The organism is Rhodococcus coprophilus NBRC 100603 (assembly GCF_001895045.1).
Classification (GTDB): domain Bacteria; phylum Actinomycetota; class Actinomycetes; order Mycobacteriales; family Mycobacteriaceae; genus Rhodococcus; species Rhodococcus coprophilus.
In genome coordinates this window covers 150,545-169,391 of record NZ_BDAM01000010.1, presented here as the reverse complement: position 1 = coordinate 169,391, position 18,847 = coordinate 150,545, and the positions used below count along the sequence as shown (strand labels likewise).

The window sequence follows — 18,847 nt, the reverse complement described above, 5'->3', positions numbered from 1 at the left end:
AATCTTTTCACCAGCGTCGGGGAGCCGAGTGGAACAGCAGTATGCGCGTGGACCTGTGCTCACCGACGACGAGCCCCGGTCGGGTTTCCCGCTCTCGTCGGCGCAGCGCGGGATCTGGTTCGCCCAGCATCTGCTCGGCGACATCCCGCTCACCATTGCCCAGTACATCGACGTCCACGGGGACCTCGACGTCGAGGCGTTCGCCGATGCCGGAGCGGCCACGGGTCGCGAACTCGGCACCGCGATGCTCCGTTTGTTCGAGCACGACGGACAGCCCTACCAGGTGATCGATCCCGATCTCAACGATCGGGCCACCGTCCTCGACCTGCGCGATCGCCCCGATCCGGAAGCCGCTGCCCTCGCGTGGATGCACGCCGAGTACCGGACCCCGCTGGACATGCTCGAGGACCGGCTCATCGTGTGCGCGATCCTGCGCATCGCCGACGCGCGCTATTTCGTCTACACCCGAATCCACCACGTCGCGCTGGACGGATTCGGTGCGACCACCTTCGCCAACCGCACCGCCGAGCGGTACAACGCAGCGAAGGAAGGCCGCGAACCCGCACCGTTCGCCGTCAACGCGCTCCACGAGATCGTCGAAGACGAGAACCGCTACCGGGAATCGAGCAGGTTCGAGAGCGACCGCGCGTACTGGGCCGATCGGGTCCACGACCTGCCGCATCCCATCGGGCTCTCCGGCCGAGCGGCGCCCGTCGGTCCGCATCCCGTCCGGTACGGCGCGCCGCTGCCGGACGACGTGTCCGCATCCGTCGAACGTGTCGTCGCGCGCGACGAGCAGGCCACCTTCGCAAGCCTGGTCGTCGCGGCGTTCGCCGCATTCCTCGCGCGGGTCACCGGCGAGTCCGACGTCGTGCTCAGCCTGCCGGTATCGGCGCGCACGACCGTCAAACTGCGCCGCTCCGGTGGCATGGTCTCCAACGTCGTGCCGATCCGCGTGGCGGTCGACCCCGAGGACACCACCCGGGACCTGACGACCCGCGTGCAGGTCGAACTGACCGGAGCATTGCGCCACCAGCGCTACCGGCACGAAGACATGCGACGCGACACCGGCCGTGGCGGCGCCGATCGCGGATTCTTCGGGCCCGCCGTCAACATCATGATGTTCGGGACCGAGATCCGGCTCGGTGATCTCGTGGGTCGACTGCACGTACTCAGCACCGGACCCGTCGAAGACCTCTCGCTCAACATCTATCCCAGCGAACCCGGCCGGCCGGCCCGCCTCGACCTCGAAGCCAACCCGAATCTGTACTCCCCCGACGAATTGCGCTCGCACCACAGCCGATTCACCGAGTTCCTCGCCGATTTCGTCCGGTGCGACGGAATGGTGGGCACGATCGACGTGCTGCACGACGACGAACGCGACACCCTCGTCCCGTTCCGCGGCCGTCCGGCGCGGCCCGTCCGGTTGCTGCCCGACCTGCTCGCCGAAGGGGTACGCCGCAACCGCGACGGTGTCGCCGTCCTCGACGGGGACCGGACCCTGACCTACCGGGACCTCGACGAACGATCCGATCGGTTCGCCCGGGTGCTCGCCGACGCCGGCGCCGCACCGGAGACCTTCGTCGTGCTCAGCATGGAACGCAGCGCCGAAGCGCTGATCGCGCTGTGGGCGGTTGCCAAGAGCGGCGCGGCGTTCGTGCCGATCGACCCGGCGTTGCCCGCCGAGCGTCTCGCCTACATGATCCGCGACTCCGGGGCGCGTCTCGCCGTCACCACGCGCGACCGGATGGCCGGCCTGCCCGCCGGTCCGCGCCTGCTCGCCGTCGACGACGAGCACCCGGCCGTGGAGTCCCCGCCGGTCGTGAAGGCCCGGCCGGAGCACCCCGCGTACATGATCTACACGTCCGGTTCGACCGGCACCCCGAAAGGTGTGGTGGTCACCCACGCCGGGCTCGCCACGTTCGAAGCGGATGCACGCCCCGAACTGGGCCTCACCCCGTCGTCGAGGATGCTGCGCTTCTCGTCGGCGAGTTTCGATGCGTCGATCTTCGAGATGCTGCAGGCCTTCAGCGCGGGCGCGGCGATGGTGATCGCCCCACCGGACATCCTCGGTGGCGACGACCTCGCCCTACTGTTGCGCAGCCGCCGTGTCACCCACATCGTTTCGGCACCGACGGTACTGACCACGGTCGATCCCGCCGGGCTCGACGCCCTGGAGGCAGTCGTGGTGGGTGGAGACGTCTGCACCCCCGACCTCGTCGAGCGTTTCGGTGTCGTCAGCCGGTTCACCAACAGTTACGGTCCGACCGAGACGACGATCGTCGTCACCGCCGGGACGCCGCTGGAACCGGGCGACCCGGTCACGATCGGCCGGCCACTCGACGGCGTCGTCGCGGTCGTCCTCGACCGCAGGTTGCGGCCGGTGCCCGTGGGCTTCGTGGGGGAGTTGTACATCGGCGGACCCGCGCTGGCGCGCGGTTACCACCGTCGGCCCGGACAGACGGCGGACCGGTTCGTCGCCAACCCCTTCGAGCCCGGAGGCCGGCTCTACCGCACCGGCGACGACGTGCGCTGGACCGCCGACCACCAACTCGAGTTCCTGGGCCGATCCGACTTCCAGGTGAAAATCCGCGGATTCCGCATCGAACTCGGGGAAATCGACGCGGCGCTGCTCGAGCAGACCGGCGTCGACTACGCGGCGTCGGTCGTCCACGACACCGGCAGTTCGAGCGTGCCGATCTCCTACGTGCGGATGGAACCGGGTCACCGGTTCGACGCCGCCGCACTCCTCGACGGCGTCGGCCGGATGCTCCCGTCGCACATGGTGCCCGCCGCGATGATGGAGCTCGATCACATCCCGGTGACACCCGCGGGCAAGCTCGACCGCGCCGCGCTGCCTGCGCCGCGCTTCGCCTCGGCCGAATTCCGCGCTCCCGAAACCGAATCCGAGATCGCCCTCGCCGAACTCGCGGTCGGGCTGCTCGACGTCGAGCTGGTCGGTGTCGACGATTCGTTGTTCGCTCTCGGCGCGGACAGCATCGTGGCGATGCAGTTCGCCGCGCGCGCCAAGGACATCGGTCTGCACCTGACGGCACGACAGATCTTCGAGCACAGGACGATTGCTGCCCTCGCTCGCGTTGCCACGAGCGTGGCCGCGACCCCGGTCATGACGGAACTGCCCGGCGGTGGCACCGGCGAGATCCCGTTGACCCCCATCGTGCACGAGATGCTCGGGCGCGGAGACTTTTCCACGTTCGCCCAGGCCGTGCTCGTCACCACGCCCGCCGATCTCACCGCCCGTCAGCTGTCCGCTGCGCTCGGCGCCCTTCTCGCTCGCCACGACATGCTGCGTTCGGCACTGCGGGACGAGACCTGGGAAGTCGCGGCCGACGCCGTCGACCCCGACACTCTCGTCACGCGCGTCCCGGTCGCCCGCGTCGAAGACATCGACGATCTGATCACATCTCGGTGCGACAGTGCCGCAGCGGCTTTGGATCCCCGGGCCGGGGTGATGCTCGCGGCCGTGTGGTTCGATGTCGAAGCCCCGGACGCGAAGGGCAAACTCCTGCTCGTCGCACACCACCTCGTTGTCGACGGAGTGTCCTGGCGGGTGCTGCTACCCGATCTCGCTCAGGCGTGGATGCAGGTCGTGGCCGCCCGGGAGCCCGCGCTGCCTGAGGTGGGGACCTCGTTCCGTCGCTGGGCGCACGCACTGCACGACGCGACGCGCGACGGTGCGTTCGCCGGCGAACTCGGATACTGGCAACGCACTCTCGCAGGAGTACGCCCGCTGCGCGGCGTCGCACCTCTCGACCCGGCACTCGATACCCTCGCCACGACTCGCCGGGTCCGGGTCGAGATCGACCCCGTGGTCACCGAGGCCGTCCTGACCAGGCTGCCCGCGCTCTACCGGAGCGGCACTGCCGACGGGTTGCTCACCGCGCTCGCACTTGCCGCCGCCCGCTGGGACGGCGATGCCGGCGATTCGCTGCTGCTGACCCTCGAAGGGCACGGCCGCGATCCCGACGCGATCGGTCCCGCCGATCTCGCCCGTACCGTCGGATGGTTCACGAGCGCTTACCCGGTGCGCCTCTCCGTCTCCGGCGACCTCCACGACACACCGCCCGGCGGGTCCGACGTGGGAGCCGCGATCAAGGCAGTGAAGGAACAACTCGCCGCCGTACCGAACCACGGTGTCGGCTACGGCGTATTGCGGCACCTGGACCACGAATCCGGCCGCGTGCTGGCGCAATTGCCCGGAGCGCAACTGTCGTTCAACTACCTCGGCCGGCTCACCTCCGGTCACATTCCCGACGAGATCCGCGACATCGGCTGGGTGCCCGACGACGTCGATCTCGACCCCAACCGCACGTCTGCACTCGCTGCCGCATCAGCGATCGACATCAACGCGATGGTGGTCGACGGCGCAGACGGGCCGCACCTGACCGCAACGTTCGCGTATGTGCCGCGCGTGGTCTCGGCCGAGCGCGTCGAGGAATTCGCCGAACTGTGGCTCGACGCCCTCACCGGCCTCGCCACGCACGTCGGGCACGCCGACGCGGGCGGGCTCACACCGTCCGACGTTCCGCTCGTCGTGGTTCGTCAGCGGCAGATCGAGCAGTGGGAATCGCAGTACCCCGGCGTCCACGACATCTGGCCGCTTCCTCCACTCCAGGCGGGCCTGCTGTTCCACACCCGGCTCGCCGCAGGCTCACTCGACGTCTACGTTGCGCAACTGAGCCTCGAACTGGCCGGGGCCGTGGACAGCGATCGATTGCGCGCTGCCGTGGACGCGGTCGTCGCACGACACGCCAACCTGCGCACCGCGTTCGTCCACGACGAGACCGGTGACCCGGTGCAGATCGTCCTCGATCGCGTCGAGGTGCCGTGGCGCGAGGTACACGCCGATGAGCGCTCGGCCGTGCTCGACGCCGAACGCGCAGCACCGTTCGACCCTGCTCGGCCACCTTTGCTGCGGGCGGTGCTCGTGCGCACCGGGCACGACCGGGCGACACTCGTGCTCACCAACCACCATCTCGTTCTCGACGGCTGGTCGATGCCGCTTCTGGTACGAGAAGTGCTCACCCACTACCTTTCCCGGGACGCCCTGCCCGACCCGGTGCCGTACCGCGACTACCTCCGGTGGTGGCATGCGCAGGACGAGCACCGTTCGCTGCAGGCCTGGGCCGGGTTGCTCGAAGGTGTCACCGAGCCCACACTCGTCGCCCCGAACGCCGGGGACAGCTTCGAAGACAACCCCGGCGAGATCGGCGTCGAACTGACCGCACCACTGCTCACCGCGCTCACCGCACGAGCCCGCGACACCGGCGTCACGGTCAACACCATGGTGCAGGTCGCGTGGTCGCTCGTCCTCGGACGGCTGCTCTCGCGCTCGGACGTGGTCTTCGGCGCGACTGTCTCCGGACGACCCGCCGAATTGCCCGGCGTGGAGAACATGCTGGGTCTGTTCATCAACACCGTTCCGGTGCGGGTGCGGTTGCAACCCGAGGACACCGTCGCCGATCTACTGCGCAGTGTGCAGGACACCCAGGTGTCGATGCTCGACCATCACCACGTGGGTCTCGGCCGTATCCAGCACGCCGTAGGTGCCGGAACACTGTTCGACACCCTGACCGTGTTCGAGTCCTACCCCGTCGACCGCGCCGGGTTCGACGAGACCACCGACTTCGCGGGTATGCGAGTCACCGGGATCGACGCCCGCGACGCCACGCACTACCCGCTCACCGTGATGGCGATCCTCGAACCGCAACTGCGGCTGAGCGTGCGTTACCGGACCGATCTGTTCGATTCCGCCACGGTGGACCGGTTGACGCAGCGGCTCGTCGGAGTGCTCGACACCGTGGCGACCTCCCCGGAGACGCGGATCGGTGACGTCGATGTCTTCCTGCCCGGCGAGCGCGACACCGTCGCCGGATTCGAACGCGGCGCGGTCCGCGCACTCCCCATGTCGACCCTCGCGGATCTCCTTACGCGACAGGCTCGGCGCACTCCCGACGCGGAGGCCGTACTCGTCGACGGCGGTTCCACACTGCGCTATGCCGAATTTGCGCCGGGGGTCAATCGCGTCGCGCGCGCACTGGTCGCCGACGGTATCGGCCCCGGTGATCTCGTGGGTGTCGCGATGCCGCGCTCGCTGGACCAGCTCATCGCCATCCACGCCGTCGTCACCGCCGGCGCGGCCTACGTGCCGATCGATCCCGACCAGCCCGCCGCGCGCACCGCGCACGTGCTGGAGACAGCGGCCCCGGTACGGGTTCTCCACGCTCTCCCCGACGTGTCCGGGCTCTCCGGCGCGCCAATCACCGACCGCGACCGCCGCGCGCCGCTCCGTCCCGACGACCTGGCGTACGTGCTGTTCACCTCCGGTTCCACCGGAAGGCCCAAGGGCGTCGCGATCTCACACCGCAGCATCGTCAACCGTCTGCTCTGGATGCAGGACACGTATCCGCTTACCGGAGACGATGTGGTGCTGCAGAAGACCCCCGCGACATTCGACGTGTCGGTGTGGGAGCTGTTCTGGCCGTTGCTCACCGGTGCTTCGGTGGTGCTCGCGAGCCCGGACGGGCACCGCGATCCGCGCTACCTCTCCCGGGTGATCGACGAATACCGGATCACCACGCTGCATTTCGTACCGTCGATGCTCGACGTGTTCCTCACCGGAGCCGACCTGACGCGATGCGGCAGCGTGCGTCAGGTGTTCACCAGCGGTGAGGCACTGCCGGCCACGACTGTCGCGCGTTTCGCCGACGCTCTCGGCGCGCCCCTGCACAACCTGTACGGACCCACCGAGGCCGCGGTCGACGTGACCGCACACGAGACCGTCCCGGGCGAGAACCCGGTGCCCATCGGAACACCGGTCTGGAACACCACTGTGCGCGTGCTGGATTCGCGACTCCGGCCGGTCCCGGTGGGTGTCGAGGGCGAGTTGTATCTCGGGGGAGTGCAGCTTGCCCGTGGCTACCACGCGGCCCCCGGCCTGACAGCCGCACGTTTCGTCGCCGATCCCTCCGGGGGAGCACGCCTGTACCGCACCGGCGACGTGGTGCGGTGGCGCGTCGACGGCGTCCTCGAGTACGTGGGCCGCAGTGACTTCCAGGTCAAGCTCCGGGGCCAGCGCATCGAACTCGGAGAGATCGAATCCGCACTCCTCGAACACGACGACGTAACGCAGGCCGTCGTCGTACTGCATCGCGACACCGTCGCCGGGGAACACCTGGTCGCCTACGTCGTGGGGACACTCGACAGCGAGGCCGTCCTCCGCCACGCCGCCACCCGCCTTCCGCGGCACATGGTTCCCACCGTCGTGATGGTGCTCGACGCGCTACCGCTCACGGCCAACGGCAAGCTCGACCGCAAATCCCTTCCCGCGCCGGAATTCGGCTCCGGCATCGAGTACGTCGCTCCGGCGACCGCGACCGAGAAGACAGTGTCGACGATCGTGGCCGACGTGCTCGGACGTGATCGACCCGGCGCGACGGCGAACTTCTTCGATCTCGGCGGCAACTCGCTGACTGCGACCCGGCTGCTCGCCCGGCTCGACGACACCTTCGGTACCCGGCTGCAGATCCGGGATCTGTTCGACAACGCCACGGTGTCCGGGCTGTCCGCTCTCATCGACGGACAGCAGGATCGGCAGGTGGGTCCGGCGCTCGTCGCGGGACCGCGCCCTGAGCGCATCCCTCTCTCACCGGCGCAGGCGCGCATGTGGTTCGTCAACCGCTTCGACCCGGCGTCGGGTGCCTACAACGTGGCGGTCGCGCTACGCCTGACCGGCACGCTCGACGTCGACGCGCTGCGCAATGCCGTCACCGACATCGTCGGCCGGCACGAGACGCTGCGCACCCGCTACCCGGACGACGGCGACGGTCCCCGGCAGGAGATCCTGCCTGTCGCGAGCGCGGTCGACGCACTCACCCTGACCGTCGAGGACCTCACCGGGACGCTTGACGAGTGGCTGGTCGAGGTGGTCGGCCGCGGCTTCGACGTCACCCGCGAGATCCCCCTCGCGCTGAACGTCGTCCGCGAAGACGCCGACCGACACGTCGTCGCGCTGGTCGTGCATCACATCGCGATCGACGGTTGGTCGATGCAGGCACTCGCCCGCGATCTGGTCGCCGCCTACGGTGCACGTAGCGCAGGCGCCGCACCGGCGTGGGAGCCGTTGCCGGTCGGGTACGCCGACTACGCCCTGTGGCAGCACGGGCTTCTCGGGGGCATCGACGACCCCGAATCGGTCGCGGCTGCTCAACTGGCATTCTGGCGCGAAACCCTGGCCGGAGCGCCCGATTTGCTGGATCTGCCCACCGACCGCCGGCGACCGTCGGTCCCGTCGTTCCGCGGCGGCACCGTCACCGTCGACGTGCCCACGGCGGTCTACACCGCGTGCACCGAACTCGCACGGGCGCACGAGGCATCGCTGTTCATGGTGCTGCACACCGCCCTCGCCGTCCTCCTCGCCCGCACGAGCGGAACCTATGACGTCACGGTCGGCACCCCCGTCGCCGGTCGCGGGCACCGAGCGCTCGACGACGTGGTGGGCATGTTCGTCAACACGCTCCCGTTGCGCACCCGCTTCGATGCCTCGCTCTCGTTCGCCGCGGCCCTGACCGTGGTGCGCGACAACGACCTTGCCGCGTACTCCCACGCCGACCTGCCGTTCGAGCAACTCGCCGAAGCGCTCGCCACGACCCGCTCGACCTCGCACCAGCCCCTGTTCCAGACGGTGCTCGCCCTGGACGTGCCGCAGCCCCGCTCGGTGACGTTGCCCGAACTCGAGATCGAGGTGCTGCCCGTAGATTTCGGAATCGCCAAGTTCGATCTCGAATTCGCGGTCACCGAGCACGAGCGGCACGCGACCGTCACGCTGACCTTTGCCCGGGACTTGTTCGAAGAATCCACTGCCGCAATGCTGGCCGATCGTTTCGTGCGCGTGCTGGAGTCGGCTGTGGCAGATCCGGATGCCTCCATCGGCACCCTGGACCTGCTCTCGCACGACGAGCACGACGAACTGCTGCGCCGCCCTGAATTCGTCGACGCACGGACCCTCCCGCAGCTACTCGCCGCCGCTGTCACCGATTCCGAGGTGCCCGCGCTCGTCTCCGGGACGCGCGTCGTCACCTACGGGGAACTCGACCGCCGCTCGGCGGCGCTCGCACACATGCTGATCGAGGCCGGTGCAGGCCCGGAGACGGTTGTCGCCGTCGCGGTGGAGCGCTCGGTGGAATCGGTACTCGCCGTCTGGGCGGTCGCCCGAACAGGCGCCGCCTTCCTGCCCGTCGACCCGACCTATCCGGCGGCTCGCATCGAGCACATGCTCACCGACTCGGGCGCACGGCTCGGGCTCACGACCGACGCACACCGCAACGCCCTGCCCGACGACGTGCGGTGGCTCGACGCCACCGCGCAGACCGATGACGACCTGCCCGTCCCCGCGCGTGTACCCCACCTAGACCAACCCGCCTACCTGATCTACACGTCCGGTTCCACGGGCGTGCCGAAAGGCGTGGTCGTCACCCACCGCGGCCTCGCAGCGTTCGTCGCCGAGCAACAACGCCACTATGGCGTGCGGCCCGGTGACCGCGTCGCGGCGTTCGCGTCACCCAGCTTCGACGCGTCGCTGCTAGAACTGCTGATGGCGGTCGGTGGAAGAGCGACGCTCGTGCTCGTGCCAACCGGAATCTACGGCGGCACCGAACTCGAGACGGTGCTCGCCGACACCGGCGTGACACACCTTTTCCTCACCCCCGCGGCACTGGCGACAGTCGACCCCGAGACGCTGCCGCACGTTCGGGTGGTCGTCGTCGGCGGTGAAGCGTGCGAACCGTCGCTCGTGGCCCGGTGGGCGCCCGGACGCGCAATGTTCAACGCGTACGGTCCGACCGAATCCACCATCATGGCAACTCATTTCGGTCCGATGGTGCCGGGGGAGCCGGTCCGCATCGGCCGCGCTGTCATCGGCACGTCGGTGCTGGTTCTCGACGACCGGCTGCAACCAGTCCCGACGGGCGTGCCGGGAGAGTTGTACGTATCCGGTGCCGGACTCGCCCGTGGATACCACGCGCGCCCCGCACTGACGGCTTCACGCTTCGTCGCAGACCCGATTTCCGGGGGAGTGGTGTACCGAACCGGCGACCGCGTTCGGAAGAACGCCGGCGGCACATTGGACTTTTTGGGACGCAATGATTTCCAAGTGAAGGTGCGGGGTCATCGCATCGAACTGTCCGAGATCGACGCAGTGTTGTCCGCTCATCCGTCCGTCGAGGCCGTGGTGAGCGTGCCGCACGACGAGAGCGGCGCCGTGGTGGCGTATGTCGTGGCTGCGCCCGGACTCGTCGTCGATGCCGCCGACGTGGCCGCACATGCCGCGCGGACGCTCCCCGACTACATGGTGCCCGCGGCGATCACCGTCGTCGATGCCCTTCCCCTCACGGGGGCGGGCAAGGTCGATCTGAGGGCGCTTCCCGAACCCGTCTTCACAGCCGCCGAATTCGTCGCACCGCGCACCGAGGCCGAACGCCGGGTCGCGGGCGCGTTCGCGGACGTCCTCGGCCTCGAACGGGTCGGCGCGCACGACGACTTCTTCGCACTCGGCGGGAATTCCCTGTCCGCGACCCGGGTCGTCGCACGACTGGACGCCTCGGCGGGGGTGCGTGCGGTGTTCGAGAACCCGACGGTGGCGTCCCTGGCCGCGGTGGTCGGGGACAGCGCGTCGGAGCAGCGGCCGCCGCTGGTCTCCGGACCCCGGCCCGACCACCTCCCGCTCTCACCCGCTCAGCAGCGGATGTGGCTGATCAACCGTTTCGACCCAACCTCGCCGGCTTACAACATTCCGGTCGCGGTGCGACTGCGGGGCCGTCTCGACCACGACGCCCTGTGCGCCGCCGCGCACGATGTGGTGCAGCGGCACGAGGTCCTGCGCACCGTCTTCCCCGACGCCGACGCCGACGCCGACGGCCCGGCGCAGGTGATCCGCGACGACGCCGCCGTGGACCTGAGCCCGCGCCCGGTCACCGCCGACACACTCGGTGACGAGATGCTCGCGTTGGTCTCGCGCGGATTCGATCTCACCACCGATACCCCGATCAGAGGTGCGCTGCTGCGGATCGCCGACGAGGACCACGTGCTCGTGGTCGTCGTCCACCACATCGCCGCGGACGGTGCATCCACCGTGCCGCTGGCCCGTGACATCTTCGTCGCCTACGGCGCCCGGCTCGCAGGCGATTCCCCGTCGTGGGTGCCGCTCGCGGTGCAGTATGCCGACTTCGCGCTCTGGCAGCGCGGCGTACTCGGGGATCCCGGCGACCCCGGGTCGCTCGCGGCATGTCAGCTCGCGTACTGGACCGAGGCACTCGCCGACGTCCCTGCGGTGCTCGACCTGCCCGCCGACCGGTCGCGTCCTGCCGTCGCCTCGCAGAGGGGTGCCCGCGTCGACTTCCGTATCGGTGCCGGCACCGTGCGTGCCCTCGACGAACTCGCGCGCTCGCACGGCGCCACGCGCTTCATGGCGCTTCATGCGGCACTGTCGGTGCTGCTCGCACGACTCGGCAACACCGACGACGTCTGCGTCGGCACTCCCGTCGCGGGCCGCGGAGACGCCGCGCTCGACGACGTCGTCGGCATGTTCGTCAACACCCTCGTGCTCCGCACCCGCTTCGACCCGACCGACGGTTTCGGACAGGTACTCGAGCGGACCCGCGACACCGACCTCGCCGCCTTCGGGCATGCCGACGTGCCGTTCGAGCAGGTCGTGGACGCCGTCGGGCCCGTTCGCTCTCAGAGCCATGCACCGCTGTTCCAGGTGTCGCTGTCGCTGCAGAACCAGGGGACCGGTGTCCTCGAACTCCCCGGCCTCCGTATCGAACCCGTCGAGCCCGGCGTCGATGTCGCCAAGGTGGACCTCGAATTCACGGTTCGGGACGACGACGGCGGTGCCCTCGCCGCGTCGCTCACATACGCGACCGACCTCTTCGATGCCGGGACCGCGGAATCGTTCACGCAGCGCTGGGTGCGAGTACTCGACGCGGTGACCGCGAACCCGGCCGGACCGGTCGGCGACGTGTCGCTGTCGACCGAGGACGAGGCCCGTTCCGCACTCGAACATGCCGTGCCCGCAGACATGCCCGCATTCACGTTGCCGGAGATCCTCGCGGCCGGTGTCGCTGCGAACCCGGACGGTGTCGCCGTCACCGACGGCACCCGTCACCTGACGTACACCGAACTGGATCGTGCATCCAACCGGCTCGCACGCAAACTCGCCGACCTCGGAGCGAGGACGGAAACGTTCGTGGCGCTGTCGTTCCCGCGATGCGTCGACGGAATCGTCGCGCTCTGGGCGGTGGCCAAGACCGGCGCCGCATTCGTACCGGTCGACCCCGGGCTACCGGCAGCGAGAATCGCCTACCTGTTGTCGGATTCCGGTGTGCGGCTCGGGCTCGCGCACGGTGACGGCCCCTCCGCCGACATCCCGTGGGTCCGTGTCGACGACGCCGGCGGATATTCCGATGCGCCGATCGCACACGATCGGTCACCGGTGGCGCAGTCGGCCGCGTACATGATCTACACGTCCGGTTCGACCGGCACCCCGAAGGGCGTCGTCGTCACGCACCGCGGCCTCACCGCCTTCACCGCGGAGCACCGCCCCGAACTCGGTGTGAGCACGAAGTCGCGGGTGCTCCGATTCTCGTCGTCGAGCTTCGACGCGTCGGTGTTCGAGCAGATCGCCGCGTTCTCCGCCGGCGCCACCATGGTCGTCGCGGCGCCGGAGGTCGTGGGAGGCGCCGAGCTGGCCGATCTGCTACGGCGCGAACGGGTCACGCACGTGCTCACCGCCCCCGCCGCGCTCGGCACCGTCACCCCCACAGATCTCCCCGATCTCGAAGCCGTCATGGTCGGCGGGGATGTGTGCCCGCCGGAACTCGTCGCAAAGTTCGGGCCGGTGTGCCGATTCTTCAACAGCTACGGACCCACCGAAACCACCATCATCATCACCGAGGCCGGACCCATGAGCCCCGGCGACGACATCACCATCGGTGTGCCCATCCACGGTTCGGGCGCGGTGATCCTCGACGACCGGCTCCACCCCGTGCCCGACGGTGTCGTCGGTGAGCTGTATCTGTCCGGTGCCGGTCTCGCCCGCGGTTATCACCGCCGTCCGGAGCTGACCGCAGCCCGGTTCGTCGCCTGCCCCTACACCGGCGGTCTCATGTACCGGACCGGAGATCTGGTGCGTCGCACTGCGACCGGGGAAATCCGCTTCGTGGGTCGTCGCGACGCCCAGGTGCAGCTGCGCGGGTTGCGCATCGAACTCGATGAGATCGAAGCCGTCCTCACCAGTACAGACTCGGTGGCCCAGGCCGTCGTCGTGGTGCACACCGACGCCCACACCGGCGATCGGCTCGTCGGCTATGTCGTCCCCACCGCCGGCACCACTGCCGATCCCCGGACGCTGCGGGACCGGATCGGCGCCGAACTGCCGTCCTACATGGTGCCCGCGCAGATCCTTGTCCTGGATGCACTGCCGATCACCGCGAACGGCAAACTCGACCGAAAAGCACTGCCCGTGCCCGGTTTCGAAGCGCGGGCCTTCCGCGCTCCGGAGAATCCCGTCCAGCAGACCGTCGCCGGCGTGTACGCCGAGTTGCTCGGCATCGACCGGGTCGGTCTCGACGACGACTTCTTCGCGCTCGGAGGAAACTCCCTCATTGCGACGCAATTGGCCGCGCGCCTCGGGTCGGCCCTCGACACGACCGTGCCGGTGCGCGCCGTCTTCGAGGCACCCACCGTGGTGGCCCTCGCGGCCGCCGTGGCATCGACCGCCGGTGCCGGTGCCCGGCCGGCCCTCACCGCCCGTGAGAGACCCGCGCGAATTCCCCTGTCGCTCGCACAGCAGCGGTTGTGGTTCCTCAACCGGTTCGATCCCGATTCCGCCACCTACAACATCCCGGCGGTGCTTCGCGTGTCGGGCCGCCTCGACACCACCGCATTGCAGGCAGCGGTGGAGGACGTGCTGGCCCGGCACGAGGTGCTGCGGACGGTGTATCCCGAGGTCGACGGCGAGGGCATCCAGCAGGTGCTGGCATCCTCGGCGGTGGTGGCGGACCTGACACCCGTACCGGTCGGTGCGGACGACGTGCTCGCCGTGGTCGCCGAGTTCGTCTCGGCAGGATTCGACGTGACCGCGGAGGTGCCGGTACGAGTGCGGTTGTACCGGCCCGCCCCGGAAGATTTCGTTCTCGTCTTCGTGGTCCACCACATCGCCGCCGACGGTTTCTCGATGGGTCCGCTCACTCGGGACGTGATGACAGCGTATGCGTCTCGAGTCCGAGGCAACCCACCCGGATGGGCACCGCTGCCGTTGCAGTACGCGGACTACTCGTTGTGGCAACGGACGGTCCTCGGGTCCGAGGACGACCCCGGCAGCGTCATGGCCGAGCAGATCGACTTCTGGACCGAGACTCTGGCATCCCTGCCGGATCAACTCGAACTGCCCTGGGACCGGCCGCGACCCCAGGTTGTGTCGCATCGAGGCGCGTCGCACGCGGTGACGCTCGACGGGACGCTCCACGCCGGTCTGCTCACGATGGCCGGAGCCCACCGGGCGACGCTGTTCATGGTGCTGCACAGTGCGACGGCGGTGGCGCTCTCGCGGCTCAGCGGCTCGTCCGACATCGCACTGGGCACGCCGGTCGCCGGTCGCGGCGACGCCGCTCTCGACGACCTCGTCGGCATGTTCGTCAACACCCTGGTGCTCCGCACGGCGGTCGACGCCGGCAGTACGTTCACCGACCTGCTCCGATCCGTCCGGGAGGTCGATCTGCGCGCCTTCGCGCACGCCGAGGTGCCGTTCGAGCGGCTGGTCGAAGTACTGGCGCCCCCGCGATCGCAGGCACGCAATCCGCTGTTCCAGGTCATGCTGACCCTGCAGAACATGCCGGCCGGCGAGTTCCGGCTGGGCGATGTCGGGATCGAGCCGGTCGATCCTCCCCTCGACCGAGCGATGTTCGACCTCCAGATCACCGCGCACGAATCGTTCTCCGAGACGGGGGAACCCTCGGGCATCTCCATGACGTGGACGTACGCCACGGACCTGTTCGACGATGCCACGGTCGTCGCCATCGCCGATCGTGTGGTCCGGATTCTCGACGCGGTGGTGCACGCTCCCGCTACACCGGTCGGCGATCTGGACTGGCTCGCACCCGACGAGCATTCGGTGCTGCGGGCACTCGGCCTGCCGACCGTGCGCACCCATGGTGGGTTCGGCACACTCCCGGAGAGACTCGACGCCCAGGCAGAGCGATCCCCGGACGCCGTCGCGGTAACGGACGGCACGGTGTCGTACAGCTACGCCGAGTTCGCGTCGCGCGTGAACCGGCTTGCACGGCACCTTGTTTCGCTAGGGGTCGGGCCGGACGCGAACGTCGCGGTCGTGATGGAACGCTCGATCGACGCAGTGGTCGCCGTACACGCGGTGGTTGCTGCCGGTGGTGCCTACGTCCCGCTCGATCCCGGGCAGCCGGCCGAGCGGACCTCCTATGTGCTCGACACCGCAGACCCGGTGCTCGTGTTGTCGTCGGTTCACCGCGACGCGTACGGCGACCGCACGGTCGTGGATCTCGGCGTCGTCGACCTGTCCGGCGTCTCGGATGCACCGATCGGAGACCACGAACGACGCGCGCCGCTGCGCGCGGACAACGCGGCGTACGTCCTGTTCACGTCGGGATCGACAGGCCGGCCCAAGGGGGTCACGGTGTCGCACGCGGCGGTGGTGAACCAGTTGAGCTGGCTACAGGAGGAATTCCTCGCGGACGGCGGCGACACGGTGCTGCTCAAGACACCGCTCACCTTCGACGCGTCGGTGTGGGAGTTGTTCTGGCCGTTGCACACGGGGGCGCGACTGGCGGTCGCCGCACCGGACGGACATCGCGATCCCGAGTATCTGGCGCGCGCTCTGGTGGACTTCGAGGTCACGGTGGCGCAGTTCGTGCCGACCGTCCTGGACGCGGTCCTCGATGTGGCGGAGGCTCCGGCATCGTCGCTGCGGCTGGTGTTCACCGGTGGGGAGGCGCTCTCCGGCACGACCGCGCAGCGCGTGCGAACCCGGTTCGGCTGCGACGTGCACAACTTGTACGGGCCCACCGAAACCGCGATGCAGGCCACCCACCACCCCGGCAGCTCCGTCGACGGCGGGACGGCAGTTCCCATCGGTACGCCGGTATGGAACACCGGCGCGTGGGTGCTCGACACCCGCCTGCACCCGGTGCCCGTGGGCGTGGTCGGCGAACTCTATCTGTCGGGTGCGCAGCTGGCCCGCGGATACGCGGGGCGGGCCGCTCTCACGGCCGGACGGTTCGTGGCGAACCCGTTCGACGCCCCCGGAACGCGCTTGTACCGAACGGGTGATCTCGTGCGGCGCAATCGCCGGGGTGAACTCGAGTTCGTCGGCCGCAACGACCTCCAGGTCAAGTTGCGGGGACAGCGCATCGAACTCGGAGAAATCGAGTCGGTGCTGCGCGCGAACGGGCGGGTAGCCGCCGGCGCTGTGGTGGCGTGGCCCGATCAACTCGTCGGTTACGTCGTCCCCGCCGGTGAGCCGGATGTGCAGCAATTGCGCGCGGAGATGGGTAAGTCCCTGCCCTCGTACATGGTTCCGTCACAGTTCGTCGTGCTGGAAGCGATGCCCACGACTCCGAACGGCAAGCTCGACCGGAAGGCGCTGCCGCAACCGGAGATCCGCGCGCACGACTTCCGTGCTCCGTCGACCGATACGGAAAATGCTGTCGCGGAAGCATTCTCCTCGATCCTCGGGATCGGGCAAGTCGGGCTCGACGACGACTTCTTCGCGCTTGGTGGGACGTCGCTGGTCGCGACACGATTCGTCGCGCGGATCCGGGACGCGCTCGGTGTTGCTGTCCCGTTGCAGTGGCTGTTCTCCCACTCGACTGTGGAGGCGCTGTCGCTGCAGATCGATCGGGGTGACACCCCGGGACCGGAATTCGCGGTGTTGCAGCCGCTTCGGGAACAGGGAGACCTCACGCCGTTGTTCTGCGTCCACCCGATCGTGGGATTGTCGTGGTGCTATACCGCGCTCGTACCGCATCTCGACCCGTCGCTGCCGGTGTACGGACTGCAGACTCCGCTCGACGATCTCCCCGACAGCCTCGAGGACCTCGCAGCCAGGTACGTCGACGAGATCCGGCGCGTCCAGGGGCGCGGCCCCTACCGGCTTCTCGGCTGGTCGATGGGCGGTGTGATCGCCCAGGAAATGGCTGTGCAGTTGCAGGCCGCCGGCGACACCGTGGCGTCGCTGGTGATGCTCGACAGTTTCGCCGATACCGAGTTCGGCACCGCGACCGGCGGCATCGACGAGATGGTGCCGATGGGTGATCTGCTCGCCGGGTTCGGTTTGGAGACGGACGGCAATGAACCGGGCACCGTCGACGACCTCGTGCGCGTCGTCGCCGACCTGACCGGCAATACGGTCCACGACACCGACCGGCTCGTCCGGAAATTGAGGGCGGCCGCGGAACACAATGCGGCGTCGGCGGCGCGGCACCGGCCTTCCCGGTTCGACGGTGACCTTCTGTACTTCTCCGCCGGCGAGGACGGGCGCGGTGGTGCCACCGGATGGGCCGACGCCGTCAGCGGGCAGGTCCGTGAGCGTTCAGTGCCGGTCACGCACTGGCGCATGACTTCGCCCGAGGCACTTGCGGTCGTCGGCCCGGTGCTACGTACTGTCTTCGCATCTCCATCCGACGACGACCGACAGGGCCAGTTCGCACGATGAAAACACACCGTCTCAAACGCGGCATGACCTGTGCCGTCATGGCTTTTGCCCTCACCGTTCCCGGAACACATGCCGGGGCTTCGACGCCCGGGAGCGGGGAGATCCGGATCCAGCAGGTCGACGGAGCTCGCTGGGACATGCATGTGTACTCGCAGGCGATGGGACGGGAGATTCCGCTCCAGTTGATCCGTCCGGCCGACACCAGCGTGCCCCGCCCCACGCTGTACCTGCTCAACGGTGCCGGTGGCGGCGAAGACGGCGCGAACTGGCTGAATCAGACGAAGATCCTCGACTTCCTCGCCGACAAGAACGTGAACGTCCTGATCCCGGCGGAAGGGATGTTCACCTACTACACCGACTGGATTCGGGAGGATCCGGTGGTGGGCCGCGCCAAGTGGCAGACCTTCCTGACCCGCGAACTGCCTCCGATAGTCGACCGCGCGCTCGGCACGACAGGCGTCAACGCGATCGCGGGGTTGTCGATGGCGGGCACGTCCGTTCTCGATCTCGCCATCCAGGCGCCCGGACTGTACAGGGGCGTCGCCTCCTACAGTGGCTGCGCCCAGACCAGCGACCCGATGGGTCAGGCGTTCCTCCGCACCGTCGTCGAAGTGATGGGTGAGACGGACGCGAGGAACATGTGGGGACCGTACGACGACGAGGAGTGGCGCCGCCACGACCCCACCGTCAATGCCGAACGGCTCAGGGGCATCTCCCTCTACGTTTCGAACGGGAGCGGACTGCCGGGCCCGTACGAGAATCCGATGCTGCCACGGTCGGCCCAGGCACCGGAACTGCACGAACAGGTTCTGGTGGGCGGGGTCATCGAAGCTGCGACGAACGTGTGCACTCAGCGTCTTGCCGAACGGCTGGCCGAACTCGACATCCCGGCGACCGTCCACTTCCGGGAAGAGGGCACCCACTCCTGGGGATACTGGGAGGACGAACTGAAGCGGTCGTGGCCGCAGATCGAGGCGTCACTCCTGGGCTCGTAGGACGCGCGCTGCGTCGCCCGGCGGTGCCGACCCACGCAAAGAGCCGAGGCTCGCAACACCGTGTACTTCCCGGTGTTGCGAGCCTCGG

2 protein-coding genes are annotated in these 18,847 nt (G+C 68.9%); both read left to right on the top strand.

The annotated features are described in order from the left end of the window. The first annotated feature begins 28 nt into the window (after nucleotides 1-28). Nucleotides 29-17,764 (top strand): non-ribosomal peptide synthase/polyketide synthase, encoded by a 17,736-nt coding sequence (locus tag RDCOP1_RS17310; RefSeq protein WP_111731628.1) that lies wholly within the window; start codon nucleotides 29-31, stop codon nucleotides 17,762-17,764. Further along, nucleotides 17,761-18,759, top strand: coding sequence for an alpha/beta hydrolase (locus tag RDCOP1_RS17305; RefSeq protein ID WP_084722678.1), 999 nt, complete (start codon nucleotides 17,761-17,763; stop codon nucleotides 18,757-18,759). Before RDCOP1_RS17310 ends, RDCOP1_RS17305 begins: the two co-directional genes overlap by 4 nt. Nucleotides 18,760-18,847 lie beyond the last annotated feature (88 nt).